This window comes from Clostridioides sp. ES-S-0005-03 (assembly GCF_020658455.1).
In the GTDB taxonomy this organism is placed as follows: Bacteria; Bacillota; Clostridia; order Peptostreptococcales; family Peptostreptococcaceae; genus Clostridioides.
The window spans coordinates 1,716,697-1,743,659 of record NZ_JACVWI010000001.1; the positions used below are offsets into that span (position 1 = coordinate 1,716,697).

A 26,963-nucleotide genomic window follows, 5' to 3' on the forward strand; every position below is an offset into this window, starting at 1 on the left:
TTTTGTCATCAACTACATTATAATGGTGAGTATTATAAAGAAATTATTTATACATATTTTACATACTCAAAATTAAAAATAGCCAATATAAAAATCATATTATATTAATTCAAAATCTTATAACTAAATAATTTAGATTCTAAAGAATATGATTACATTATATTGGCTATTTTAACTACTTTTTCTTAAACATATCTTCTATTTTCTGTCCGAATGTTTTTTTCTTTTCGTGGACGTTCGACCCGCACTCCTTCGCAAATTCTCTTAACAGATCTTTTTGCTTATCATTTAATTTTTTAGGAATCTCGACTACAACTTTGACATATTGGTCTCCTCTTGAATTACCTCTAATTCTAGGAATTCCTTTTTCTTTAAGTCTAAATACAGTTCCAGTTTGTGTTCCTTCTGGCACACTATACTTAACTTTTCCATCCAAAGTAGGTACTTCTATTTCATCACCTAAAGTTGCTTGAACAAATGTAATTGGCATCTCAAAGTAAATATCATTTCCATCTCTAGTAAACAATGGATGAGATTTTACATTAACTACAATGTATAAGTCTCCTCTTGGAGCACCTTTTTCTCCCACTTCACCTTGACCAGCAAGTTTTATCATTTGACCATCATCTATACCTGCAGGTATATCTACTTCTATAGTCTTAACTTTTCTTGTGTTTCCAGTTCCATTACATTTGCTACAAGGAGATTCAATTACTTCTCCAGTTCCATTACAAGTACTACAAGGTCTTGAGCTTGCTATATTTCCAAATGGAGTTCTTTGAACAGTTCTAACTTGACCAGTTCCATTACAAGTTGAACAAGTTTTCTTTGATGTTCCTGGTTTTGCTCCAGTTCCATCACACTCATCACATTCTTCACTTCTATTTAGCTTTATAGACATTTTTTTACCAAATGCAGCTTCTTCAAAAGATATAGTAACATTTTGTCTTATATCTGCACCACGTTGTGGACCTCTTCTTCTTTGTCTTCCACCTCCGAAGCCCCCTCCAAACATGTCACCAAATATATCTCCAAACATATCTTCAAATCCACCAAAGCCTTGGCCATTAAATCCACCTTGGCCTCCAAAGCCTCCTTGACCATTTAGCCCATCATGTCCAAATTGGTCATAAGTCTTTCTCTTTGTATCATCTGAAAGTACTTCATAAGCTTCATTTATTTCTTTAAACTTTTCTTCAGCCTCTTCATCACCAGGGTTTCTATCTGGATGGTACTTCATTGCTAACTTTCTGTAAGCTTTTTTTATCTCTTGAGCTTCTGCACCTTTACTGATACCTAAGACTTCATAATAATCCCTTTTTGTACTCAAAAATTGACACCACCTTCATTTTACAAAACGATAGCTTGTAGAATAATAAACTACAAGCTATCATTAATTCTTATATTCTACTTTAAGTTATATAATCTATGATATATTATATTCTTTATGATGTATATTGTCCATATATCTTTAATATCTATATGATTTTCATAAATAATCTATTCTTCAATTATCATTTGATGTTATATTATATAGCTTATTTATCTTCATCTACTTCTTTAAAGTCAGCATCTACTACATTGTCATCTTTAGGTCCATTATCTTGAGCTTGCTCTGCACCTTGTGCTGCTTGTTGTTCTTGAGCTGCCTTTTGGTACATTTCTTGAGATACTTTTTGGAACTTAGTCATTACTTCTTCTGTAGCTTTCTTAAGTTCTTCTGCTGTAGCATCTTGATTATCTTTTACAACTTTTAAGTCTGCTATTGCTTTTTCTATATCTTCTTTATCACTTGCACTTATTTTATCTCCAAGTTCATTTAAAGTTTTTTCAGTTTGATATATAGTAGATTCAGCTTGGTTAAATGCTTCTATTTTCTCTTTTTTCTGTTTGTCAGCTTCAGCATTCATCTCAGCTTCTTTTATTTTTTGTTCTATATCTGCTTCTGATAAATTAGTATTTGATGTTATAGTTATTTTTTGTTCTTTTCCTGTACCTAAATCTTTAGCTGAAACATTAACTATACCATTTGCATCTATATCAAATGTAACTTCTATTTGAGGTATTCCCCTTTGTGCTGGTGGTATATCAGTTAATTGGAATCTTCCTAAAGTTGTATTGTCATAAGCCATACTTCTTTCACCTTGAAGTACATGTATATCAACAGCTGTTTGGTTATCAGCAGCAGTTGAGAATACTTGAGATTTCTTAGTTGGTATTGTAGTGTTTCTTTCTATTATCTTAGTCATTACATTACCCATAGTTTCTATACCAAGAGATAATGGAGTAACGTCTAGTAATAATAAGTCTTTAACATCTCCTGCTAAAACTCCTGCTTGTATAGAAGCTCCTGCTGCAACACATTCATCTGGGTTTATACCTTTATGAGGATCTTTTCCTATAAATTTCTTAACAGCATCTTGAACTGCTGGTATTCTTGTAGAACCACCAACTAGTAATACATCATCTATTTCACTTGTAGAAAGTCCTGCATCTTGTAAAGCTCTCTTAGTTGGTTCCATAGTTTTTTCAACTAAACCTCTAGTTAATTCTTCAAATTTAGCTCTTGATAAATCTATATTTAAATGCTTTGGACCTTCTGCTGTAGCAGTTATGAAAGGTAAGTTTATGTTTGAATTCATTGTTGATGATAATTCTTTCTTAGCCTTTTCTGCTGCTTCTTTCAATCTTTGAAGAGCCATTTTATCATTTCTTAAATCTACACCTTCAGCTTTTTTGAATTCATCTGCTAAATAGTCTATTACTATTTGGTCGAAGTCATCTCCACCTAATCTATTGTTACCAGCTGTAGCTAAAACTTCAAAAGTACCATCACCTATTTCAAGTATAGATACGTCAAAAGTTCCTCCACCTAAGTCAAATACTAATATTTTCTTTTCTTGGTCTAATTTATCCATACCATAAGCAAGAGCTGCTGCTGTTGGCTCGTTTATTATTCTCTTAACATCTAGCCCTGCTATTCTACCAGCATCTTTAGTAGCTTGTCTTTGAGCATCTGTAAAGTACGCTGGAACAGTTATAACTGCTTCTGTTACTGTTTGTCCTAAGTAACTTTCTGCATCTGATTTTAATTTTTGTAATATTATTGCTGATATTTCTTGTGGAGTATATGATTTTCCATCTATATTCACTTTGTAATCAGTTCCCATGTGAGTTTTTATTGAAGTTATTGTTTTATCTGCATTTGTAACTGCTTGTCTTTTTGCAGGTTCTCCAACTATTCTTTCACCATCTTTTGTAAATGCCACTACTGATGGAGTAGTTCTCATACCTTCATTATTTGCTATTATTTGTGCTTCTCCACCTTCTAATACTGCAACACATGAATTTGTTGTTCCTAAATCTATTCCTATTATTTTTCCCATGACTAAAAATCCTCCTTGAGTAATTGTATAATTAAATTTTACTTATTTGTGTATTTTATATTAGGCTAAATATTTTAACCTTAATTTATATACTTAGCAAGAAACTTTAACCATTGAAGGTCTTATAACTTTAGTTCCTAGCTTATATCCTTTTTGAAGTACCATCACTATTTGATTTGCTTCTACTCCATCTACACTCTCTTGCATAACTGCTAGATGTAAGTTTGGGTCAAATTCCTTAGATTCTGCTTCTATTTCTTCTACTCCAAATTTTACTAGAGTATCTATTAATTGTTTATGTACAAGGCTTATACCCTTATACATAGTATCTTCCTTATCTTCACATGCATCTAAGGCTCTTTCCATACTATCTATAACTGGTATTAACTCAGTTATTATTTTCTCATTTGCAAACACACCAATTGTTTCTTTTTCTTGTTGAGTTCTTCTTCTATAGTTTGCATATTCGGCTTGAAGTCTTTGATATTTGTCATTTAATTCATCTACTTCATCTTTTAATTTTTTTTCTGCTAATTTAGAATTTATATCTGTTACATTTTCATCATCAGCTTTTTCTTCATCAGTTTTTTCGCTTGACTCTTCACATTCTTCATTAACAACTTCATCTTCTAACTCTACTTGAGTTTCAGATTCTTGGTTAATAGAAGTATCATTTTCTTCTTTTACTTCTTGTTGCTCATTTTTTTTATCCAAGACTTTACACCCCTCAATTTAAAATTTCTTTACTTTCTATTAATTAATAAACTCATATAATTTATTATAGAGTAAATTCTAGCGTAATCCATTCTTGTAGGTCCTATGAAGCTTATTCGCCCAACTAAGTCTCTGTCTACATTATAAGTTGCTGTAACTATACTACAATCCTGTGCCAATTTACAATCATTATCACTACCAATTATTATATTTAGATTTTCTTTTTGTATTCCCTTTGATTTAATTATGTCAGCTATTGTTTCCTTTCTTTCTAACATATTTAAAAATGACTTTGCTTTTAACACATCATTGAATTCTGGATAACTAAATATATTAGTGGCTCCATTTAATGATAGAGAAAAATCTTCTTCTTCCATATTTGAGTTTAGGGCATTTAAAAGTTCATCTATAAACCCTGAGTACTCACTTATTTCATATTTAATAAAAGCAATCAGATTATCATCTAAATCTGTTATACTTTTTCCTAAGAGCTTCTTTGTAAGATTATCAGAAATCAAATTTAACTTAGATTGATCTAAATATACATTAGTTGTAAGGTTAGCTTTTTTTAAGTCCCCTTTATCTGTTACAACTATAAGTAAAATATTATTGTCATGCATAGCAACTAACTGTATATGCTTTATGACGCTTTGATTTATTAAACTCTTAGTAACTGCTACAGTTGTGTAGTTAGTTAATTGAGATAATAGCTTAGACGTTTCATGAATTAATTCTTTTATATGATTTATGTTATGATTCATACATTGTTCAATAAGAATCTTATCATTATCATCTAATTCACTTTTACTCATAAGAGAGTTTACATATAACTTATAGCCTTTTTCAGATGGAACTCTACCCGCAGAAGTATGTGGCTGAATTAAATATCCTAATTCTTCAAGGTCAGCCATTTCATTTCTTATGGTGGCAGCACTAACACCTAAATCATGCCTTTTAGATATTGTTCTAGAACCTATAGCTTCAGCTGTTTCTATATAATCTTTAACTATAGCTTTGAGGATATTTAATTTTCTTTCATTTAATTCCATATTATTATACCTCCTAGCTGTTAGCACTCACTAAGTTCGAGTGCTAAAAAGATTATATATATTATATACCATTATAAATTTATTTTGTCAATACCCTAAAAATCATTCCATAAATTCTATAAATATACTATTAGATATTTCTCTTCCCTTTTGAGTTAATTGTATTCCCTCAAAGCTTTGGTTTATAAGGTCTCTAGCTAGTAACATTTCTATCTGCTTACTGTATTTTTTTCTAAAATCTATTCCAAAATTTTTTTCAAAATCTTTAAATTTTATTCCCTTATTCATTCTAAGACCCATAAATATCTTTTCTTCTATCATATCTTTTATAGAAAGATTTTCACTATCTTGTATTGGCTTCTCTCCTTTAATCAGACTTAAATGATAATCCTCTAAAGATTCTAAATTATTATATCTATTATTATCAATATAACCAGAAGCTCCTGCTCCAAGACCTATATAGTGTTCACATTCCCAATATAAAATATTATGTTTACAATTATAGCCTTCTTGTGAGTAATTTGATATTTCATATTGATTGTATCCTTTTGATTTTAAATAGTTTATTGTATACTCATACATTTCTATATCTATATTTTCATCTATAAGGTCAAATTGATTATTTTCATACATATTATACAGTTCAGTACCTTCTTCTAATATAAGAGAATATGCTGATATATGTGTTGGATTTAAATCTGTAACTTTTTCAAGAGTTTCCTTCCAATCACATAGTGTTTGATTGGGAAGACTATACATTAAGTCTATATTAATATTTTTAAATCCTACACTCAGTGCGTCCATATAGTTTTTCTCAAATTCTTTATAACTATGTATTCTTCCTATAAAGTTCAAATGCTTTTCTTGGACAGCTTGTAACCCTATGCTAAGTCTATTGATACCAACTTCTTTCATAGTTTCTAATTTTTCTAGTGTCAGTGTGCCAGGATTGCATTCTATGGTTATTTCTGCGTTTTTGTCTATATTGAATTTTTCTTTTACACTTACAACTACTTCTCTTATTTCTTCAGATGTTAAAATACTAGGTGTTCCTCCACCTATAAATATACTTGTTATTATATCGTTTTTGTCTAAATTGAAATCTTCTTTATTTTTGTATTTATCATCTCTATTTAATTTATTACTGTATAACTCCATTTCTATTTTCAAATCTTCTATATATCTTTTTTTTGAATCTAGGTCCATTTTATAAGAATTAAAATCACAATACTTACATTTTTTCACACAAAATGGGATATGTATATAAAGTCCTAACATTTTATATTCCTCATTTCTTAAAATTATCTTAAAGCATCAGTTATTAAATTATAAATCAAACAAAATAACTCATCAAATAACATATAAAGCATCTTCACTATGTAATATCATAAAAAATTTGGATAAAAGTAGATTTTTACTTTTATCCAAATTTTTCAACTTAAAATAAATGACTATTTTTTCTTCATATAATAATAAACTGGTAATCCAAGTAGGGTTATAAATATACCACCTAAAGATACTGCTGTTGAAGTCAGTATTTGATTTATTATTACAAATAATCCACCTAATATAGCTATAATTGGTATTATTGGATATAAAGGAACTTTATACGGTCTGTGTAAATTTGGTTGTTCTCTTCTAAGCCTTATAACTCCAACAAAAGTCAATACGTAAAATACCCATATTGAAAATATAGTTAAATCTGTCAAAAGATTAAATTGACCAGATAAAGCATATATACATGCTAATACAGTTATGAGCAGTATTGAATTTACAGGAGACCCACCAGAATTTACTTTTAATAAAACCTTAGAAGCAGGCAAAGTTCCTTTTTCAGCTAATGTATATGGTATTCTTGACCCTGTTAATAAATATCCATTTAATGTACCAAACACTGATATTAATATACCCACAGTTATTACTTTTCCACCTAAATTTCCAAATAATTTTTTTGCAACTAATGTTGCTGGTGAAGTAACAGTTGCTAATTCACTTGCTGGCACAACCCAAAGATATGCTACATTTATTATAATATATATTGCCATAACTAATGATAGCCCACCAACTATGGCTCTTGGTAAATCTTTTTCTGGAGATTTCATCTCTCCTGAGATAGCACCGACATTTATCCATCCATCATATGCAAACAACGTTGCTATTAATACTTGTCCAAGTGCGCTTGATACATTAACTCCATCACCTACAAATGGATTTAATATCTCACTACTTTGGCCTTTAATAAATCCAAATATTATTATTAGAGCTAATGGTATCATTTTTCCAATAGTAGCTACTGTCTGAACTTTTCCTCCCAATGATGAACCTATTATATTAAGTAATGATAAAAACAGTATTACTCCAATTGCTATTGGAAGCACAACTGACATATTGTTTGGACTCATATTTAAAAGTTCAGATGCTTGTTGAGCAAATATTACCCCTAATGCTGCTGACGTACCTGGAAAAAATAATACAGTTTGCATCCATCCAGTTAAAAATCCTAATTTTTCTCCATATATTTCTTCAATATAAATCATCATACCACCAGTTTTTGGGATAGCAGCTGATATTTCTGTAGCTGTAAGTCCAGCTGTTATTGTTATAAATCCACCTAAAAGCCATGCTATAATACCTAGTCCTGGAGCTCCATTAGTTGTGGTATATATTGCCTGTGGCTTAAAAAAAACTCCTGAACCTATAACCATACCTACAACAGTAGAAAGAGCTGCTGAAAGACCAATAGTCTTTTGTAGTTGAGTACGCATGATGTCCCTCCTTACTGTTTTATAAGTGCATAAAATATTAATTTTATAAATTTATGGTTTTAGTATTCCCAAAGTTTTTTTTTATATTAACTTACTAACTTTATATTAATTTGCTATACATTTAAAATTATAGAATACCAACCTTCATAATTTCAACCTTATAAAGACTGTCTATTTTTTTAATGTAAATTATATTTACTATCTTAAATTAATTAAATTAAAGTTTAATCTTTTAACTTAAAATGTATATATATCTAATACTTTTCCTTTTAAAATTTCTTTTTCATTTAGTTCTGGATTATTAATAACAATTTCAAGCATCTTATTTAATAGATACCCTATATCTTTACCTGGTTTAACACCTATAGACATTAAATCGTTTCCATTAATAGCTAAGTCTTTAATATGAAAGCATTCATTTTGACTTATTATATGTTTAAATTCCTTTTCACTCTCAATAAGGTTTAATATTTTCTGTTTTGCATGTTTTGGGTTTTTAGCAAGTGTGTCAGCCCAATTAACCTTTATTAAATCTTCAAATAGTTCAACGTCTCCAAGTTTATTTAATAACTTTTTAATAATTTTTCTTTTTGGTTCTATTCTATAATCATGATATTGTATTAATATTAAAACTTTATTAATAGTATAATTATCATACTTAAGTCTCTTCAAAATTTGCTTTGCTATTTTGACAGACTCCCTACTGTGACTATAAAAATGGTCAATTCCATTTTTATCTGTCGTTTTAGTAATTTTTTTACCCAAATCATGAAATAACATTGTAAGCTTTAGATATAATTCATCTTCAATTACTTCAGTAGCTATCAATGTATGTTTTCCAACATTATAAATATGATATGGATTATTTTGAATAACATCTTCTAAGTCACATACTTCAGGAATTATAAATTTTAATAATCCTGTTGAAATTAATAAATTTAACTTAGATGAATCAGATATTAGCATTTTATTGAATTCTACTTGAATTCTTTCCATAGACACACATTTTATTAAATCTGCGTTTCTGTAGATACTTTGTTTAGTATCTTCAGCTATTTTAAAATTAAGCTGTGCAGAAAATCTAATCGCTCTAAGCATTCTAAGTGCATCTTCTTCAAATCTATCTACTGGATTTCCAACGCAACGAATACACTTATTTTGTATATCCTCACAACCATTAAATGGGTCAACTAATCCAGTCTTTGAATTGTATGCAATTGCATTAACAGTAAAATCTCTTCTTGACAAATCCTTAACTATATCATTTGTAAATTCTATTGAATCTGGATGTCTACCATCACTATAACTTCCATCTATTCTATATGTTGTCACTTCAAATGGCTCATGTTCAATCATGACTGTTACAGTACCATGTTGTATACCAGTTGGAATAGTCCTTTCAAATATCTCTACCACTTTTTCAGGTCTTGCACTAGTTGTTATATCCCAGTCATTTGGAATTTTTTCTAATAAACAATCCCTCACACATCCTCCAACTACATATGCCTCATAACCATTCTTTTCTAATTCTTTAATTATATAATCCACTTTTTTAGGAATTTCTATATTAGTCATAAATATCACCTTTTTTATTTTTTCTTTAATATACTCTTACTTATATTCTCTATGTGTTTAATTAAAATATACCACAAAAAAACTAGATTAATTTAGAAATAATTCTAAAATCACTCTAGCTTTTAAGTATATTTATCTAAATTTATAAAAATTTAATAAATTATTCATCCAACTTAAGTACAGACATAAATGCTTTTTGAGGAACTTCAACAGAGCCAATTTGTCTCATACGCTTCTTACCTTCTTTTTGTTTTTCAAGAAGTTTCTTCTTACGAGATATATCTCCACCATAACATTTAGCAAGTACATCTTTTCTTAAAGCACTTATTGTCTCTCTTGCAATAACCTTATTACCAACAGCAGCTTGTATAGGTATAGCAAATTGATGTCTTGGAATTTCTCCTTTTAATTTCTCACACATTGCCTTTCCTCTAGGGAAAGCACGAGTTTCATGTACAATAAAACTAAGTGCATCAACTTGCTCTTTATTAATTAAAACATCAAGTTTTACAAGAGTAGATGCAACATATCCCTTAATCTCATAATCAAGAGAACCATATCCTCTAGTTCTTGATTTTAAGGCATCAAAGAAATCATAAACAACTTCATTAAGAGGAAGGTCGTAATGAAGCATTACTCTTCTCTCATCTATATATTCCATGTTTAACATATTTCCACGTCTTTCCTGGCAAAGTTCCATAACAACACCTACATAATCTTTAGGAACTATTATATCTCCTTTTACTATAGGTTCTTCTATCATTCTTATCTCAGCTACTTCTGGCAAATTTGCAGGATTTTGTATCATTACAACTTCTCCGTCAGTTTTTGTAACTCTGTATATAACAGATGGTGCTGTAGTTATTATATCAAGATTAAATTCTCTCTCAAGTCTTTCTTGCATTATTTCCATATGTAAAAGACCTAAAAATCCACATCTAAACCCAAACCCTAGTGCTGCTGAAGTTTCAGCCTCATATTCAAGGGCAGCATCATTTACTTGTAATTTTTCAAGAGCATCTCTTACATTTTCATATTTTTCACCTTCTCCTGGATATATACCACAATATACCATTGGAGTAGCTTTTTTATATCCTGGTAAAGGTTCTTCTGTAGGATTATTTGAATCTGTTATTGTATCCCCTACACGACAGCTTCTTATGTCTTTTATACTAGCAGCAATATAACCAACATCACCTGCTGATAATTCACTAAGTTCAGTTTGCCCTGGAGCCATAACACCAACTTCAGTTACTTCAAACTTTTTCTTAGTATTCATCATTTTTATTGTCATACCTTTTTTAACAGTTCCTTCAAACACTCTAACATAGGCTACAACACCTTTATAAGCATCGTAATAAGAGTCAAATATTAACGCCTTTAATGGTGCTTCATTATCTCCTTTAGGTGCAGGGACATTTTTTACAATATCTTCTAAAACATCTTCTATATTTAAACCTGTTTTAGCTGAAATAAGAGGTGCTTCACTTGCATCAAGCCCTATTATATCTTCAATTTCATGTTTTACTTCATCTGGTCTTGCACTTGGTAAATCTATTTTATTTATTATTGGTAATATTTCTAAATCTTGGTCTATTGCAAGATACACATTAGCTAAAGTCTGTGCCTCAACACCTTGTGCTGCATCGACTACCAATAATGCTCCCTCACATGCTACTAAACTTCTTGATACCTCGTAATTGAAGTCTACATGTCCTGGTGTATCTATAAGATTTAAATAATATTCATTTCCATCCTTCGCCTTATACATTAATCTTATATTTTGAAGCTTTATAGTGATTCCTCTTTCTCTTTCAAGATCCATGTTATCAAGTAATTGACTCTTCATGTCTCTTTCACTGACAAGCCCCGTTTGTTGTATTAATCTATCAGCTAAGGTAGACTTTCCATGGTCTATATGTGCAATTATACTAAAATTTCTAGTTCTACTTTGTTTATTGTCCACCTTAAATTCCCTCCTCTTGATTATTCTTATAGTTATCATTTTATATTATATAAAAACTTTTTATATATCAAATTTTAAATTTTTGAATATAAACTAATTGGCATTAAACAAAATTATCCACATTATATGTGGATTATCAAGTCTAACACTAAATATTATATAATATCATAAACTTAAAGTAAATCCTATAAAATATAGTTAATGTGTTTTTATTTTATACAATTAAAAATACATAACTAAAATAAGGCTTATTTTAATCAATAAACCTTATTCACTTATTTCCTACTTATTAAATTTTTCAACGATTTTGTGTATATCAAAATCTGGTATATCAAACTTTGTAATATCAAATTTAATACTTGAGAAATAATTATGTTGTTTTATTCCCAACATACTTTTAGCATTACTATCAACTATAAATACACAAATGGATGTACCTATAATCATAATAACTAAAAATATAATTCTCATAATATACTTATATTTTCTTTGTTTACTTTTACCTTCTATATTTCTTTCTAATCGGCTCATTCAACATGCTCCTAATTACACTAAACAATCTAATTTTTTTGTTTAAAATATTCATCTAAAATTTCAGCAAGATACTTTGTAGTAGCCTTAGATTCTTCTATACTCGTTGCATTATTTCCAATTTCTATTAACATGTGATTTTTAACTGCAAATTGATTAAATCTAGCATAGTCTTTTTCTACTATTGGAGACACCAAGCCTGGATATTTCTTTTCAGCAAAAGCAGTTATATCATCTGCTAAAGCTCTAAGTTGTGCTTTATTTTCATTTTTTCCTCCTACAACAAAGAAGAATTTAGATACTCTCTCTCCATTTATCATAGTTGTATATTTCAAATGGTCTTTTTCTTTAGTGGCTGGATTAGTTAAATCCCTAGCATCCCTATGTAAATCTATTGCTATGTCCACTGTATTATATTTAGGGAGTATACTTTTTATTGTTTTTAAACTACTTGCATAAGAGTTATTATAAGATGGATAGTCATGGTATTTAGTAGTATGGACTACACCCCATCCCTTACTGTCTAAAGCACTAGTTAATGCATTTCCTACTTCCATTACTGAATTTTTCTTATCTCTTGAATGATAATTTCCATCAGGTGAGTTTGAATAAGTTTCACACCCATGAGTATGATATATCAAAATTCTTGGATTTTCTTTAGTCACTCTTAAGTCATCTTTATACTCTGCACTAGATGCAGTACTAGTTTCAGTTGTATCTGAGTTTTTTGACTCAATATCTGGAACATTTTCTTTACCAACATAAAGTTTTATATATTCTTTTTCGCTTTCTTTCTTATTGTCGGATTTACTTACATCCTCAGATTTTTTATTTTCATCTTTACTTTCTTTACTTGCTTCTTTATTTTTATCACTCTTTTTATTTTCTGTATTATTTCCTTCGACTTTAGCTTCTGGATAAGATGAATTTACTAAAAACTTTAAAAAGTCATCTTGATTTAAAGCCAATGATTTTCCTGGTAAAATGCATGCTAATATAAAAGTCAAGGTTACTACTTTAATGCATTTTTTAAACATATTTGCTCCTCCTTATTTTACAATCTACCTGGATGTAAAGACCTATTCAGACCTTCACTTATTATTATAGATAGATTTTCAATTGTATCATCTATATCTTTTGGTGTTACGATTAAGTTCTTATCATATGGATCTAACGAATCTTTTATTAGATGATATTTTTCTTCCTCTTTAAGTTTTTTCAACATATTATAAAAACTTTCTGTTTCTTCTGATTGAGATATTAAATTATCTATTGCCATATCCAAAACATCTATAGTAAGAGTTGCTGCGTCAACCACAGTTGGAACTCCTATTGCAATAACATCCACTCCTAAGGTTTCTTTAGTGAGAGATTTTCTTGTATTACCAACACCTCCACCAGGTGATATTCCTGCTGTTGATATTTGTATAGTAGAGTTTACTCTTTCCATTTTTCTTGATGCTAGTGCATCTATTGCTACTACTCTATCTGGCTTAACTTTCTCAACTAGTGACTTCACTACTTCACTAGTTTCTATCCCAGTAACACCCATAACCCCTGGACTTAGAGCTGATACCTCAGTAAAATCATCATCATAATCCTTGTTGTAATTTTTAAAGAGATGTCTAGTTACTAGTGTTTTAGATACACTTTTGGGACCCAATGCATCAGAAGTAATATTTCTATTTCCAAGACCAATTACTAGTGTCTTTTTATTTTTGTCTTGTCCAAATACATCTACTAATTCATCTTTTAGATAATTTATCATCTCTTCTCTTGACTCATCATCATCAAACTTCATAAGATTACTTTCTAGGGTTATATACTTTCCTATATCTTTGTTCATTATCTCTGAACCTTGTTCATCTATTACTTCAACTTTTGTTACAACACAATTTTCTAATTCTTTAGTTTCTATTTCCACCCCAGGAATACTACTTCCTTCTTGAGATTTTTCACACATTTCACTAGCTTCTAAAGCCAAATCTGTTCTTACATTAATCATATAAACCTCCAGTATAAATTAAATGCTAATTATAATTGTTAACAAAATTTAGTATTTTATAACAAAAAACTATAAATTTATTTAAAACAAGTAAAATTAAGGCTTTCAATGTAAGAAAATTGAGTTTGGTCAGTAAATAGTCAGTAAACTTCCTTAACTATCATCTATTTACAAATATAAAAAGGTAGCAACTATTTATATAGGCGCTACCTTTTAATCTATTTATCAATTTCATATTATCAAATTCCTGTCAAATTTTCATTCATTATACATTTCTTTTTATCAAAATAACTTTATAATTTCTATATCATTTCATTCTGTTGAAAAAATGGTTCAGTAATCTCCAACCACTCATTTGGCAAATAAATAGCTAGATAACCATGATTATATCCCTTAGCTTCATAAATTTTACAAGAAGGTACATAAGACTGAAACATCTTTGCAGAGTTTTTTACACATTTCATTTCCTTTTCACCATACCAATACATCACTTGTGCTGTAGTTTCTCTTAAACTCTCCTTAAGTGTGTACTTCATCATATAAGTACGATACATAGCATAGAGTGTTTCTTTTCTGACATGTGGCATATCTTTCATATAATAGTTCTTAATTTCATCTGGATATTGCATGTTTTTTGGAAATAATTTTGACATCATAGCAATTTGAAATCTACAAGCTTTTTCACTAAATAAAAGCCCTCTAAAAAATCGAATCGACATCATACAAGCTCGTGCCATATTGGGTCTAGGATAGCAAATACTGCCATCAATAATTGCCTTTTCAGTAATATCGGGTTTTCGAGATAAAATCTCTATAACAATCTGTCCACCAAGAGATACTCCACACAGAGAAAAAAGATGACCACCACACTCTTCATCTATATATTTCATCAATTTATCTGCTGTATCCTCTGTAGAAATATATGCAGTCTTGTATTCTTCTCCATGACCATCCAGTGTAGGAAGTATTACATGATAGTATTCAGACAATACTCGTGCTTGTCGTAAATAATTCCACCATGCATTCCCACCTCCATGAATCAGCATGATATGTGGATTGTTTTTATTCCCAAATTCATGAAAGTTCATATATAATACCTCCTTATAAAAACAAAATGTTTGTTATTTCTTCTTCTCATCATTTTTTGCAGGTGGAGAAGATATAATTGAGAGTTTTCGGAGTTTTAAATCTGATTTGGGTTCTTGGTCTATGTATGGCTTCAATAAATCAACTATACTTTGAAGAAGATTTTCATATTCTCTATCAGTTATATATAACAATGCTGAAGTGAAAAATACATTGTCTTTCTTATTGTCTTGATTTTTCAAACTAAAATATTCATTCATTTCTTGCATCAAACCCATATGAAATGCTGTAGAGAGTGAAACAGATGCATCTACTTCCATATCCAAAGCATATTCCTTTAATGAATAAATTTTTTCAATTGTACCACGTACACGATTTTCTTTAACTACTTCAATCATATTGTTATCTTCCAAAATTTTAACATGGTGGTAAACTGTTGCACGAGGAATATCACTTAGATACTTCACAATATCAGATGTACGAACACTACCATGAATTCTGATATACTGTAAAATTCGGAGTCTAGCTGGATTTAAAATTAGTTTTGTTGTATCCACTTTATCAATCCTTTCTTTAATCCATAAAATTATTATAGTCTAATTTTTTAGACTATACAAGAGTATGATATAAAACTATTAAACAGTCAACAGTAATAAAAATAGCGATAGTATAGTTCTGCTTATCTGCGACAATAAAAAAATTACCTTTAATTAATAGAAAACTTTCATATTAACCATATAAATTCATATTTTTATAAAATTTATTACTAAGTCCATAAAAATGAGTAATTTCTTGTATTATCTTATAATTATTGGAAATACTATCAAAATGTATGTTAATAATTTGTATTATTTCAAGATATATGTTACAAAAATAAAATATTAAATTGTATCTATTAAAATATTTAAAGAACAAAATATATCAACATAAAAACAAAATATTTCAAATTATTTATACATAATTTATAGTCTAAAAAATCAAAACAAAAAACATTATTAAAATATATAAATAATAATCCTTGATTTTTAGATTTATTTCTGTTAAAATCTAATATGTTGACGATGAATATGAGAAAAAAATACAGGGAGGTGAACACGGTGGCAAATATAAAATCAGCTAAGAAAAGAATAAGTGTTATCGAAAAGAAAACTGCTTTAAATAGAGTTAGAAAATCTCAAATAAAAACTGCAATAAGAAGATTCGAAGATGCTGTTGCAGCTGGAAACAGAGAGGATGCTGTTGTTAAGTTCCAATACGCTCAAAAAAGAATATACCAAGTAGCTTCTAAAGGAACTATACATAAGAATGCTGCAGCTAGAAAAGTAGCTAAATTAGCTCAAAAGTTAAACGGTATGAACGCTTAATTACCAGTTTATATTTCTTATATATAATAACCCCTATGTAGGGGTTTTTTATTTTGGAAATTTATACAATAAAAAATAAATAGTTAGACATATTATAGTAGATTATATACTCTTAGACTCAATCTAGCCTACTTGTACTTTGAACTATAACATATCTTGCTATTTATTTTTTATTAATGTATAATTTTTTTACACTGCTTGTCTTTTACAGTATCTACTAACCAACATTTCTACTGCTAAGGTATCCCTTATAAGACCTGTTTTTATTTTATAATCACTTTCTAATATATAGTTTAAAATTTCTATGATTATATCATCAGAAAAGTTCTTAGCCTGCTTTAATGCTTTTCCTATTACAAATTGATGAATTTTTAATTTATCTGCTATAAGTTTTGCTGAGTATCCCTCTAATTGTAATTGTCTTACTTGCATAACTATTTTAAACTGTCTAGCTATCATAGAAAATATACCTAAAACAGATTCGCCCTCCTGTATCATATCATTCAATATTTTCATTGCATTAGAAGCACTTTGCTCTCCAATATAATCAATTAACTTAAATATATCATTTTCAACCTTTTTAGGAGATAATTTATCTATTATATCATTAGTTACACTATTTCCCTTTCCAACAAATGAGCTAATTTTATTTATCTCGTTTTCTAAGTCTGATAAAGTCTTTTCACTACTTTTATCTCTATATCCTTCTTGTTCAATAAAATACATTATCTGAGAGTTTTCTATTATAACTTCATTTAGAGCAAAAGATTTTTTTATCCACTTAAATAAGTCCATATCAGAAAGCTTGTCACAGTTAAAAACAATTCCATTATTACTTATCTTTTTAACTAAAGATTTTCTTTTGTCAATATCTCCGTATACAACAAAAACTATGGTAGTAGTGTCTGGAGTATTATCTAAATGCTCTATCAAGTATTTTTCGTCACTATCTGTAAAATTCTTTTTCTTTCCTTTTAGTAACTCAAAGTCTTTTACTATTACTATTTTTCTATCATCCATAAAAGGAAGTGTCTCTATAGAGCTTATAAGCTGATTTAAGACTATTTCCTTTCCATCTATTATATCTAAGTTAAAATCGAGCATTCCTTCGTTTAAATTCTCTTTAAAGACTTTTATTGCATTTTCTATTAAATAATACTCTCTGCCATAAAAAAGATACATTTTCTCAAGTTTTTTATCTTTTATATTCCTTATAATATCCTTGTAATCCATTTTCTTGCTCCTTTATCTCTTTTCCTTCTATGTAAAATATGTAAAAAAATACTCCTATGTAATAAATCACTACAATATAAAGTTTAGGGTTATCTATATCAATATATGTAAAATTTAAATTGCTGAGTTTCTCTAGTAAAAAAAATATGATTTCTATCAATGTACTGTTAAATAAAGCTATTATTTTAGCTATTACTACACTTATTTTAAATATTATTAAACTTGCAATACTCAAATACATTATTATACCTATAAATGGTACTATGATTAAATTTCCTATGATTGAAACCAATGGTATACCTTTAAATGTATAATATATTATAGGCAAGGTTAATATATTTGACGATATTGTCAATGATACCATACTTAATTTTATAATACTATTTATTTTATTGTAAAATATTAGTATAGAGAATGTAGCTAAAAAAGATAATTGAAAACTTACATTATATATAACATAGGGGTTATTTATAATTAAAACTATCCCTATTAGAGACAGTGTTGATATTCCATCCTTTTTTCTATTAATAAAGACTGATAAATAGAAAACCATAACAAATGTTATAGACCTAATTATAGATGGAGACGCACCTACCATTATACAATATAAAGATATAAAAATCGACAATATTAATAATTTATACAATTTATTTATACCTCTTAATAAAAAAGCAATTACAACACATAGTATGCCTGTATGAAGACCAGATATAGATATTACATGGCTAGTTCCTGTTCTGGTGAACATTTCTTTTTGCTCATCTGTCAGATTTTCAACTTCTGCTAACAATATAGAATTTATAAAATCCGAATTTTTCTTATATAAATATCTATACGTTTTATTTATGTAAAACTTTACTTTACCTATTAAGTCATATATTTTATTCTTACCAATAATTTTATAGCTATTTATATATATTATACCTTTATATCCAGTGCTTTTTATATACCTTCCATAATCAAAATCTTCATATTTCATTTTAGCTAAACTTTTAAATTTGCCTGTAATATTAACTTTCTGACCAATTTTCAAATTTTTAGTTCTTGTGTAATCATTTATTAAGAAAGCTCCTACTTTATACTGATTATATCTAGGCTTTTCAAGTCTTCCTTTAACTGTTCCTTGTATAGTTATTATCTTATCATTAAATTTTTCATCCTCTTTCTTCTTATTTGTGATAATAAAAGATACAGCTATCACAAATATTAATATAATTAGTAAAGGTCTTCTTATTTGAATCATAATCACTCCTCTATAAAACATATTATTTAGATTATTTTCAAATAAATATTTTTTAAACAAAAGAAATTATTCTATAAACAAAAGAATACGTCAAAAGATTTATTAAAATCTTTTGACGTATTTTCATTTCTATATATATTCATTTATATAATTATCTTTTTTAGAAAAAATGCAATTAAGTATTTCTATTGTTTTTTTTGAAATACCCTTTATATTATTTAATAAAAGTGCTTCTTCAATGTCTATATAAGAAAATGCCAATTGTGTTAAAGCATTTATATCTAATTTAATATCAAAACACTCTTGAAGCTCATCTGTACATTCTTTATTTAATTTTTCTAACATTACTTTTTTATTTTGTATAGATATTTTGAATAGTCCATTATTCTCTTCTATATATTTATCTTCTATATATAATTTTATAGAGCCATTAATATCCTTATCAATATCTATATCTTCAATAAATTGCTTTACATTTATAACTCTTCCCATCATAAAAGGTTTTATTTTTATCTCACAGTCTTTAGGATTGTCTAATATAAACCTTATCTTATCTATCATAGGAGTAGCTATAGTAACTATCTTACATTGAGTATTGTGATTATATATAAATTTAAGCATTGATTTAAGGGCATCTATGTTTTTATAAAATAGCTCTCTGACAAACATTTTATCTCCTTGAAGAAAATAAATTACATATCCATCTTTTTCACTATCTTCATGGATATATAAATGTCCATCTTCACTTTGGATTTCTTTAAATAAGTTTTCATAATAATGTTCATCTTTTAACACATTACCATTAACCTCATTTAAAAATACTTTATCTATTTTAATTAAATCATCAATTTGTGATAAATTAGCTTTTATCATTTTTCCATTTGCCTTGAAAGTTTTTAAATCATCTGTTTTGATAGTATATTCAATTTGGTCATAACAATGCTCATATCCAAACCTTCTATAAAGTCTATAATCAATTGGCATTAATATAGATACTAGTTGTCCTTTCTTATACAACTCATTTAAAGTAAATTTAATAACTTTACTCATATAGCCAGTTCCTCTCCCCTCAGGAAGTGTGGAAACCCCTACTACATACGATGTATTGTATACCTTACTATTTAAACTTAATTTATACTGGTTTAGCTGAAGAGAGGAAACAATTTTTCCTTCATCTAAAGCTATTACAGTATTTTCATATTTATATTTATCATTAAAATAGTATTTCATAAAACTTTCACTATCATTAAAGCAATAACTCCATATTTCTTTTATACTTTCTATTTCTTCTTCTTTAGCATACCTAATCTCCATATAGTTTATTAAGCCTCCCTAACACTGTACTTTTCAACAAATCTACAAGGGTGGTAAGAAAGTTTAGCTTTTCTCAGACCTTCAATACCTAAGTCTTCTTCTCTATTTACAAACTCAACATCTTTAAATTCACTTACTAAAAATTGTTGGTTTATAAATGGATATAAACCTCTTATATCTGGATTGGCTTTTTCTATATGAATTAATGCCATGTTTTTATTTAAAAGCTCTCCGATACTAAATGCTTCTAATTTTCCATCCACATATACACCAAATACTTTTACTTTATCTTTTAAAATATCATAATTGTTAAATATCTTTTTGATACCAACTAATTCATCATCCATACTTTCATCAAATTCGTTATTTTCTTCTTTGTTACTTTCCCATTCTTTCATTAATACTAAACATTCATTGAAGTTTTCTTTATCTAATAATCTTGCTTCATATCTACCTGCATATTCTTTTAAGAAATAATTTATATGATTTCTCTTCTTTTGATTCTTTTTACCTGCTAGCGTTCTTAAACTTTCTGCATCATAGATATAATCAAATAAATCTCTTTCTTCTATATACTCAAATCTATTTGGGTATTTTTCTTTTAAAAATTCTACCACTTCAGTAGTAATACCTCTTAAGTATATTTTTTTGTTGTTATGTGAAAAATACTCAAGTACAAAATCTACAACTTCTGGAAGTTTGTCTTTTTTAGCAAGTGGTAATATTGAGAAACTATCTCCTTCATATTCACCAACTAAAACAGCAAAATCTTCACCTATATAGTATCCTGTCTTATAAACATGTTGCCACATATATAAAGTACTAAAACAGTACTCACAAGCTTCATAATCTACTAAATCAAAATAAGGGTCTAGCTCCTTTTTTGAATTTAGTTCAATATCTTTGAAAAACATAAAATCCTCCTACCTTTTTATTGCTTAATTTTTTAAAATTTTATTTTGTATCTATAAAAACTCCAATTTAGTTATGGTATTAATTTCACTTATATTGTCTAAAATATAAAATAGGATAGTTCCCATATATCTTATATTACCCATCATAAAATTATATAAACATGTAATGACTGGAGTGATTTTTTATTGAGAAATAAAATTTTTTTATTAATACTTATTATAATATCACTTTTAAGTGCTTGTGACAAAAAATCTCTACTATCTATACATATGATAGATGTTGGACAAGGTGATAGTCTTTTAGTTCAAACACCTACAAAGAAAAATATATTAATTGATGGAGGTGATGAAGATAGTGGAAATATAGTTACTAGTTACTTGAAACAAAAAAGAATAAAAACCATTGATATAATAATAGCTACGCATCCAGATTCAGACCATATAGGAAGTCTTGATAATGTCATAAAAAAATTTAATGTAAACTCCATCTATATGCCTGAACAATCAACAGAAAGTGAAGCTTATCAAAATCTAATAAGTTCTTGTAATGATAAAAACCTATCTATACAGTATCTATACAGAGATGATGTTTTAAATATCGATAACAATATAAATATATATGTATTAAGTCCTTCATATATACAGGAAGAACCTAATTTAAACTCAATAGTTTTTAAATTAAATTTTAATGACACCTCATTTTTATTTATGGGCGATGCTGAAGAAGCAATTGAAAAAGAAATTTTACATTATTTTAAATTAGATAACATCAATTTTATAAAAATCGGTCATCATGGAAGCAATTCATCAACTACTTTAGAATTTATTGAAAAAATTCATCCAGATATAGCCGCAATATCGTGTGGATATAAAAATCAATATGGACATCCTCATAAGGAAGTTATCAATAATTTAAAACAAAACAATATATCAATTTATAGGACAGATAAAATAGGTGATATTGTTTTTTATAGTGATGGTAAAATGATATTTACAAAACACAAATATAAAATAGACACTTAACATAAGAAATAAAACTGTAACTACATAACAGAACTAGGCTAAAAGTATCAACATAAAATGGTTTTATATTGATGCTTTTAGCCTTTAAAATATGTCCATAAAATTTATAGATAAAATATTTAGTATTATTACCCTAATAATTCATTAACTATTACAGATGCAATTACTAGACCTCCAACAGATGGCACAAATGATACACTACCTGGTGTTACCTTTTTACCATTCATGACTTTCTTTTTAAGTTCTATTGGTTGTTCAGTTGAATATACCACCTTTAATTTTTTAATTCCTCTATCTCTAAGCTCTTTTCTCATGACTTTAGCTAAAGGACAAGTACTTGTTTTGTGTATATCAGTAACAACTATTTTAGTTGGGTCCAATTTATTTCCCATACCCATAGAACTTATTATTTTTAAACCTCTTTTTTCACATGTTTCAATTAAATGTATCTTCGAGCTTACCATATCTATTGCATCCACAACATAATCATATCTTTCTGTTAGTATTTCACTACTAGTATCTTTATTATAAAGATTTCTTATTTTTTTTATATTAATATTAGGATTTATATCTAAAATTCTTTCTTCCATAACATCGACTTTATATTTTCCCACAGTTGAATGTAATGCTGGTATTTGTCTATTTATATTTGTTATATCTACATCATCAAAATCAACAATAGTGAGATTACCCACTCCAGCTCTTGCTAAAGCTTCAACAGTAAAACTACCTACTCCTCCAACTCCAAATACTATTACATTTGAATTTTTAAGTTTTTCTATACCATCATCTCCAACTAGAAAACTAGTTCTCGTTGTAAAGTTATTTTCCATTTTTCCACTCTCCTAGACTTTTATATACCTAATATTAGTATTAGAAAATTTACATTATATAATACTAGATATTATATATTACTAAAACTAAATTATCTCAAAATAATTTTTAAATTTAAAAAGGTATCTTTTAATATTAAAAGATACCTTTTATACTGGCGGGAATGCGTGGGAATCGAACCCACCTAAGAGGCTCTTAACCCCTCATACTAGTTTTGAAGACTAGAGGGCACACCGGCACCCATCCACTCCCATAACGAAACGTTTCTCAACGAAATCTATAATATCATATATTTTGACTCTTTGCAACAATTTTTATAGATTAATTTGATAGCAAATCATATTTTAAATAGTTTTTATCTATAGCAATTAATATTTATATATCTTCTTATTATATTTGTAACTATATTTATAAACTTAAAAACTGGAAACCATATTTTAATTATCTATAAAGAATTTTTCCTCTATTTAATCAAAATACAATTTCCAGTATAAATATAAATTATTTAATTATTTTAATATACGTATATCTATAGTTTTTCTTCCCCAGTTATAAACTGTCTTTGAATCATTCATAAATATATCAATTTTATTTCCTTTTATCGCACCACCACAGTCTTCAGCAGTAAATACCATATCAAACTGAGGTATATATACTTTCGTTCCATATGGTATAACCTTAGGGTCTACAGCTATTGTTCCCCACTTAGGCTTTGTTCCTGTTGCAGTTATACTATGACCAGAATATGCAGTTGCCACAACTCTCATACTTCTACCATTGTTACTACTGCTACTACTTGAAGAAGATGAAGCCATCCTTCTTGAACTTTCTCCCCTTGATGAAGCTACTTGCATTTCTACTTTTGTTCCTTTATTTACAACTTTATTAACTGGCTCAGATGTAACAACTTTTTTCACAAATTCCTTTTCTACTTTCTTACCATTGTGATAAGTTTCTTTATATACTAATTCACTTTTACCAGATTTTCCTTCTTCTTTAACTTTAGAATCTCCTTTTGATAAAGAGTTATCTTCAACAACTGTAACTTCAAACGGAATGTCTTTAGTCTCTACAACTGTTTTTTCCTTAACATCAATTACTTCTATTTTATCTCCATTAGATAACTTTGAATTTACATCCAAACTAACTATATCATTTCCATCATAGCTAATGTTTTGGGCTTCCAAAAGGTCTCCTACATTAGAACTAAATGTAGATACAGTTCTTTCTTCTCCTTTTACTACTAATGTTACTTGTTTATTAAGTGCAGAGTATCCAGATAAAATTCCAACTGATAAAACAACCGCCATTGCCGAGACTTTAACATTACTCAATTTCTTTAAATTCATATAAAATTTCCTCCCTCAAATTTTTTACACTATATATTTTGCTTCGTAATATTCTGCTTCGTAAATTTCTTTTTTGTTTTTTGTGTAACTAAATTGTAACTATTTTTTCAAGAGTTGTCAACTTGACAAAAAAATAGAAATATGCATACATAGTATTTTCAACTATTGAAGCATATTTCTATTAGTTACAACAATGTCATTGTTTATTGTTGTTTTGTTATCATTTTGTTACCTTTTATCTTTATATATTTTCTATCTGCCAATTGATAGGTTCTTTTCCTAGCTTTTCGAGAATTTCATTTATCTTAGAGAAGTGCTTACATCCAAAAAAACCTTTACTTGCTGATAATGGACTTGGATGAGGTGCTTCCAAAATATAATGCTTACTTGTATCAATCAATTCTACTTTTTTACGCGCATTACTTCCCCACAGTACAAAAATTACTGGGTCTTCACGATCACTTAAAATAGAAATCACTCTATCTGTGAAAATTTCCCACCCTTTATTTTTATGAGAATTGGCTTCATGTGCTCTAACAGTAAGTGCTGTATTTAAAAGTAACACACCTTGGTCTGCCCAAGGCATTAAGTATCCATTATTAGGTATAAAGCATCCTAAATCTTCTTTCAACTCTTTGTACATATTTAATAGAGATGGTGGAGTTTTTACTTGTGGTTGAACTGAAAAAGCTAAACCATGAGCTTGATTATCTCCATGATAGGGGTCTTGTCCTAGTATTAAAACTTTTGTATCTTTATATGAAGTGTGTTTTAAAGCTTCATATATGTTATGCATATTAGGAAAAATTTGACGTGTCTTATATTCATCTATAAGGAATTTTCTTAAATTTAAATAATATTCTTTTTCAAATTCTTCCTTTAATAATTCATTCCAATCGTTTCCTAAATTAACCATAGTTATCACCAATTCCTTTCAGCTATTTTTATTTATTGTTTTATTTAGAAATTATGTCCTCTTGATTGTCATTTTTTTCATTAGTATTTATTTTTATGCTCACTCTGTTAGGTATACAAACTATACTTTGACTTGGTTTGTTTATAAAACCTGTATGTACACACACCTTATCAGGACATGAAGCATCTATTATCTCCACACCTTTGTCATGAATTTTAACTATATTGTACCCTCCTCTATTTTCTATTTTAAATTCTTCTTTGGCATTTATTGAAACAGTCTTATACAATTTATTATCTACATAAATTTCAATACTTCCAGCATTTTTAGAATTTATAACATTTATTATTCCATAACATGCTGTGATAACAATCAAAACACCTAAAATAAGAAGAATGTCTTTTTTCTTCATTTTTTGTCCTCCTATGAAATTATGCTATAATAAGATAATAACACAATTTCATAGGAGGAATATACCATGAATAAGAAAAAAATCACATTTATTTTTGTGATATTGATTTTAGCATTAATTTTATTTTCATTTTTTAGGAGTTCAAGTCAAAATACTAAATATAGTAAGACAAGCTATTACCTTGGTACAGTAAATGAAGTTACTATATTTAATATAAAAGAATCAAAAAGTGATAAAATTTTAAATGAATGTGATTCAATTTTAAGATATATTGATAACAAGATGAGTACCCATATACCAGGAAGCGATGTTTCTAAAATAAATGATAATGCTGGTAAAGATTTTGTCAAAGTTTCTGATGATACATTTTTTGTTGTACAAGAGGCTATAGAATACTCTAAGTTGTCAAATGGATACTTTGATATAACAGTTGGTCCACTATCCAATCTATGGGCAATTGGAACAGACAAGGCTAAAGTCCCAAATGACTCTGAGATAAACGAACTTCTGCCACTCATTGATTACAAAAATATTATATTAGATGAAAAAAATAAATCTATAAAGTTAGCTAAAGAAGATATGAAAATTGATTTAGGGGCAATAGCTAAAGGATATGCTGCTGATAAAATCGTAGGCTATTTGAAATCAGAAGGTATAAAAAAAGCTTTAGTAAACTTGGGAGGTAATATATTTACTCTAGAAGATAGCAAAAATAACAAACCTTTTAAAATTGGTATTCAAGACCCAACTAGCAAAAATGGAGAATCTATAGGGAATATAGAAACTACAAATAAATCTGTTGTTACATCTGGAATTTATGAGAGATTTATAGAAAAAGATGGTAAAATATATCACCATATGTTAAATCCATTTACAGGATACCCTTTTGAAAACAACTTAAGCAGTGTTACAATAATCTCTGATAAATCTATTAATTGTGATGCTTTATCCACTTCTACATTTGGACTTGGACTTGAAAAAGGTATGGATTTGATTAATAGTATTGATAATGTAGATGCTATATTTATAACCAAAGATAAAAAAGTATATTTAACTAATGGCATACAAAATAATTTTAAACTTACAGACAAAGCTTTTTCTATTAAAAAGTTCAATAAATAATGAGTTTAAATAATAACTATATCTATTATGCATACAAATTTATACATACAAATTTAAATAACTCTAATATAACTAATGTAAATTTAAGTTTTATATAAAATATGGTATATACTAAGTAGTCTAAAACAAATTGTACTTATGTATATACCATATTTATAGCTT

24 protein-coding genes and 1 tRNA gene are annotated in these 26,963 nt (G+C 28.0%); 3 read left to right on the top strand and 22 right to left on the bottom strand.

Features of this window, described 5'->3' with window-relative positions; genetic code table 11:
• Nucleotides 1-175 precede the first annotated feature (175 nt).
• From dnaJ to IC218_RS07945, 13 genes are all read right to left on the bottom strand, one after another.
• Entirely contained in the window at nucleotides 176-1,330 is a 1,155-nt protein-coding gene (dnaJ, locus tag IC218_RS07885; protein WP_227824183.1) for a molecular chaperone DnaJ, read from the bottom strand.
• Nucleotides 1,331-1,538: 208 nt separating this feature from the next.
• A complete protein-coding gene (gene dnaK / locus IC218_RS07890; protein WP_227432573.1) occupies nucleotides 1,539-3,386 on the bottom strand; it encodes a molecular chaperone DnaK in 1,848 nt (615 codons plus the stop codon).
• Between the two features lie 93 nt (nucleotides 3,387-3,479).
• A complete protein-coding gene (grpE, locus tag IC218_RS07895; protein ID WP_227432572.1) occupies nucleotides 3,480-4,100 on the bottom strand; it encodes a nucleotide exchange factor GrpE in 621 nt (206 codons plus the stop codon).
• Between the two features lie 29 nt (nucleotides 4,101-4,129).
• Nucleotides 4,130-5,149: a heat-inducible transcriptional repressor HrcA gene (gene hrcA / locus IC218_RS07900; protein WP_227432571.1), complete on the bottom strand. Its 1,020-nt coding sequence runs from the start codon at nucleotides 5,147-5,149 to the stop codon at nucleotides 4,130-4,132.
• Between the two features lie 102 nt (nucleotides 5,150-5,251).
• Nucleotides 5,252-6,427 carry a radical SAM family heme chaperone HemW gene (gene hemW, locus IC218_RS07905; protein WP_227482846.1) on the bottom strand — a complete coding sequence of 392 codons (1,176 nt, stop codon included), beginning with the start codon at nucleotides 6,425-6,427 and terminating at the stop codon, nucleotides 5,252-5,254.
• A 173-nt stretch (nucleotides 6,428-6,600) separates the two neighbouring features.
• Nucleotides 6,601-7,914: an APC family permease gene (locus IC218_RS07910; protein WP_227482847.1), complete on the bottom strand. Its 1,314-nt coding sequence runs from the start codon at nucleotides 7,912-7,914 to the stop codon at nucleotides 6,601-6,603.
• A 237-nt stretch (nucleotides 7,915-8,151) separates the two neighbouring features.
• The gene (locus IC218_RS07915; RefSeq protein WP_227824184.1) at nucleotides 8,152-9,489 is read right to left on the bottom strand and encodes a CCA tRNA nucleotidyltransferase; all 1,338 of its coding nucleotides are present in this window, start codon (nucleotides 9,487-9,489) and stop codon (nucleotides 8,152-8,154) included.
• Nucleotides 9,490-9,649: 160 nt separating this feature from the next.
• Nucleotides 9,650-11,455, bottom strand: a complete 1,806-nt coding sequence (gene lepA / locus IC218_RS07920; protein WP_227482848.1) for a translation elongation factor 4 — start codon at nucleotides 11,453-11,455, stop codon at nucleotides 9,650-9,652.
• 282 nt (nucleotides 11,456-11,737) lie between these two features.
• Nucleotides 11,738-11,986, bottom strand: coding sequence for a hypothetical protein (locus tag IC218_RS07925; RefSeq protein ID WP_227432566.1), 249 nt, complete (start codon nucleotides 11,984-11,986; stop codon nucleotides 11,738-11,740).
• Between the two features lie 29 nt (nucleotides 11,987-12,015).
• Nucleotides 12,016-13,023: a stage II sporulation protein P gene (gene spoIIP, locus IC218_RS07930; protein ID WP_227432565.1), complete on the bottom strand. Its 1,008-nt coding sequence runs from the start codon at nucleotides 13,021-13,023 to the stop codon at nucleotides 12,016-12,018.
• A 17-nt stretch (nucleotides 13,024-13,040) separates the two neighbouring features.
• Nucleotides 13,041-13,991 carry a GPR endopeptidase gene (gene gpr / locus IC218_RS07935; RefSeq protein ID WP_227432564.1) on the bottom strand — a complete coding sequence of 317 codons (951 nt, stop codon included), beginning with the start codon at nucleotides 13,989-13,991 and terminating at the stop codon, nucleotides 13,041-13,043.
• 302 nt (nucleotides 13,992-14,293) lie between these two features.
• Entirely contained in the window at nucleotides 14,294-15,079 is a 786-nt protein-coding gene (locus tag IC218_RS07940) for an alpha/beta fold hydrolase (protein ID WP_227432563.1), read from the bottom strand.
• A gap of 33 nt (nucleotides 15,080-15,112) precedes the next feature.
• The gene (locus IC218_RS07945) at nucleotides 15,113-15,634 is read right to left on the bottom strand and encodes a helix-turn-helix domain-containing protein (RefSeq protein WP_227432562.1); all 522 of its coding nucleotides are present in this window, start codon (nucleotides 15,632-15,634) and stop codon (nucleotides 15,113-15,115) included.
• A 540-nt stretch (nucleotides 15,635-16,174) separates the two neighbouring features.
• Here IC218_RS07945 and rpsT point away from each other — a divergent pair.
• Nucleotides 16,175-16,441: a 30S ribosomal protein S20 gene (gene rpsT / locus IC218_RS07950; protein WP_227432754.1), complete on the top strand. Its 267-nt coding sequence runs from the start codon at nucleotides 16,175-16,177 to the stop codon at nucleotides 16,439-16,441.
• A 189-nt stretch (nucleotides 16,442-16,630) separates the two neighbouring features.
• Here the strand turns inward: rpsT and holA are convergent, their stop codons facing one another.
• The 4 genes from holA to IC218_RS07970 form a co-directional block, all read right to left on the bottom strand.
• The gene (holA, locus tag IC218_RS07955) at nucleotides 16,631-17,674 is read right to left on the bottom strand and encodes a DNA polymerase III subunit delta (RefSeq protein WP_227432561.1); all 1,044 of its coding nucleotides are present in this window, start codon (nucleotides 17,672-17,674) and stop codon (nucleotides 16,631-16,633) included.
• Nucleotides 17,637-18,917, bottom strand: coding sequence for a ComEC/Rec2 family competence protein (locus IC218_RS07960; protein WP_227432560.1), 1,281 nt, complete (start codon nucleotides 18,915-18,917; stop codon nucleotides 17,637-17,639). The genes holA and IC218_RS07960 overlap by 38 nt, the downstream gene beginning before the upstream one ends.
• A gap of 129 nt (nucleotides 18,918-19,046) precedes the next feature.
• On the bottom strand, nucleotides 19,047-20,231 hold the full coding sequence (eis, locus tag IC218_RS07965; protein WP_227482854.1) for an enhanced intracellular survival protein Eis: 1,185 nt from the start codon (nucleotides 20,229-20,231) through the stop codon (nucleotides 19,047-19,049).
• An 8-nt stretch (nucleotides 20,232-20,239) separates the two neighbouring features.
• Nucleotides 20,240-21,145 carry a DUF2156 domain-containing protein gene (locus IC218_RS07970; protein WP_227432558.1) on the bottom strand — a complete coding sequence of 302 codons (906 nt, stop codon included), beginning with the start codon at nucleotides 21,143-21,145 and terminating at the stop codon, nucleotides 20,240-20,242.
• 186 nt (nucleotides 21,146-21,331) lie between these two features.
• Between IC218_RS07970 and IC218_RS07975 the strand changes: the two genes are divergently transcribed.
• Entirely contained in the window at nucleotides 21,332-22,168 is an 837-nt protein-coding gene (locus tag IC218_RS07975; protein ID WP_227432557.1) for a ComEC/Rec2 family competence protein, read from the top strand.
• Nucleotides 22,169-22,296: 128 nt separating this feature from the next.
• Here the strand turns inward: IC218_RS07975 and IC218_RS07980 are convergent, their stop codons facing one another.
• The 5 genes from IC218_RS07980 to IC218_RS08000 form a co-directional block, all read right to left on the bottom strand.
• The gene (locus tag IC218_RS07980) at nucleotides 22,297-23,001 is read right to left on the bottom strand and encodes a ThiF family adenylyltransferase (RefSeq protein ID WP_227432556.1); all 705 of its coding nucleotides are present in this window, start codon (nucleotides 22,999-23,001) and stop codon (nucleotides 22,297-22,299) included.
• 156 nt (nucleotides 23,002-23,157) lie between these two features.
• Nucleotides 23,158-23,254 (bottom strand) — tRNA-Sec (locus IC218_RS07985).
• A 257-nt stretch (nucleotides 23,255-23,511) separates the two neighbouring features.
• Nucleotides 23,512-24,351: a G5 domain-containing protein gene (locus IC218_RS07990; protein WP_227432555.1), complete on the bottom strand. Its 840-nt coding sequence runs from the start codon at nucleotides 24,349-24,351 to the stop codon at nucleotides 23,512-23,514.
• Nucleotides 24,352-24,592: 241 nt separating this feature from the next.
• The gene (locus IC218_RS07995) at nucleotides 24,593-25,267 is read right to left on the bottom strand and encodes a uracil-DNA glycosylase (protein ID WP_227432554.1); all 675 of its coding nucleotides are present in this window, start codon (nucleotides 25,265-25,267) and stop codon (nucleotides 24,593-24,595) included.
• Nucleotides 25,268-25,307: 40 nt separating this feature from the next.
• Nucleotides 25,308-25,679 carry a NusG domain II-containing protein gene (locus tag IC218_RS08000; protein ID WP_227432553.1) on the bottom strand — a complete coding sequence of 124 codons (372 nt, stop codon included), beginning with the start codon at nucleotides 25,677-25,679 and terminating at the stop codon, nucleotides 25,308-25,310.
• 66 nt (nucleotides 25,680-25,745) lie between these two features.
• On the opposite strand from IC218_RS08000, the gene IC218_RS08005 reads away from it, so the two are divergent.
• The gene (locus IC218_RS08005) at nucleotides 25,746-26,801 is read left to right on the top strand and encodes an FAD:protein FMN transferase (RefSeq protein WP_227432552.1); all 1,056 of its coding nucleotides are present in this window, start codon (nucleotides 25,746-25,748) and stop codon (nucleotides 26,799-26,801) included.
• The last annotated feature ends 162 nt before the right edge of the window (nucleotides 26,802-26,963 follow it).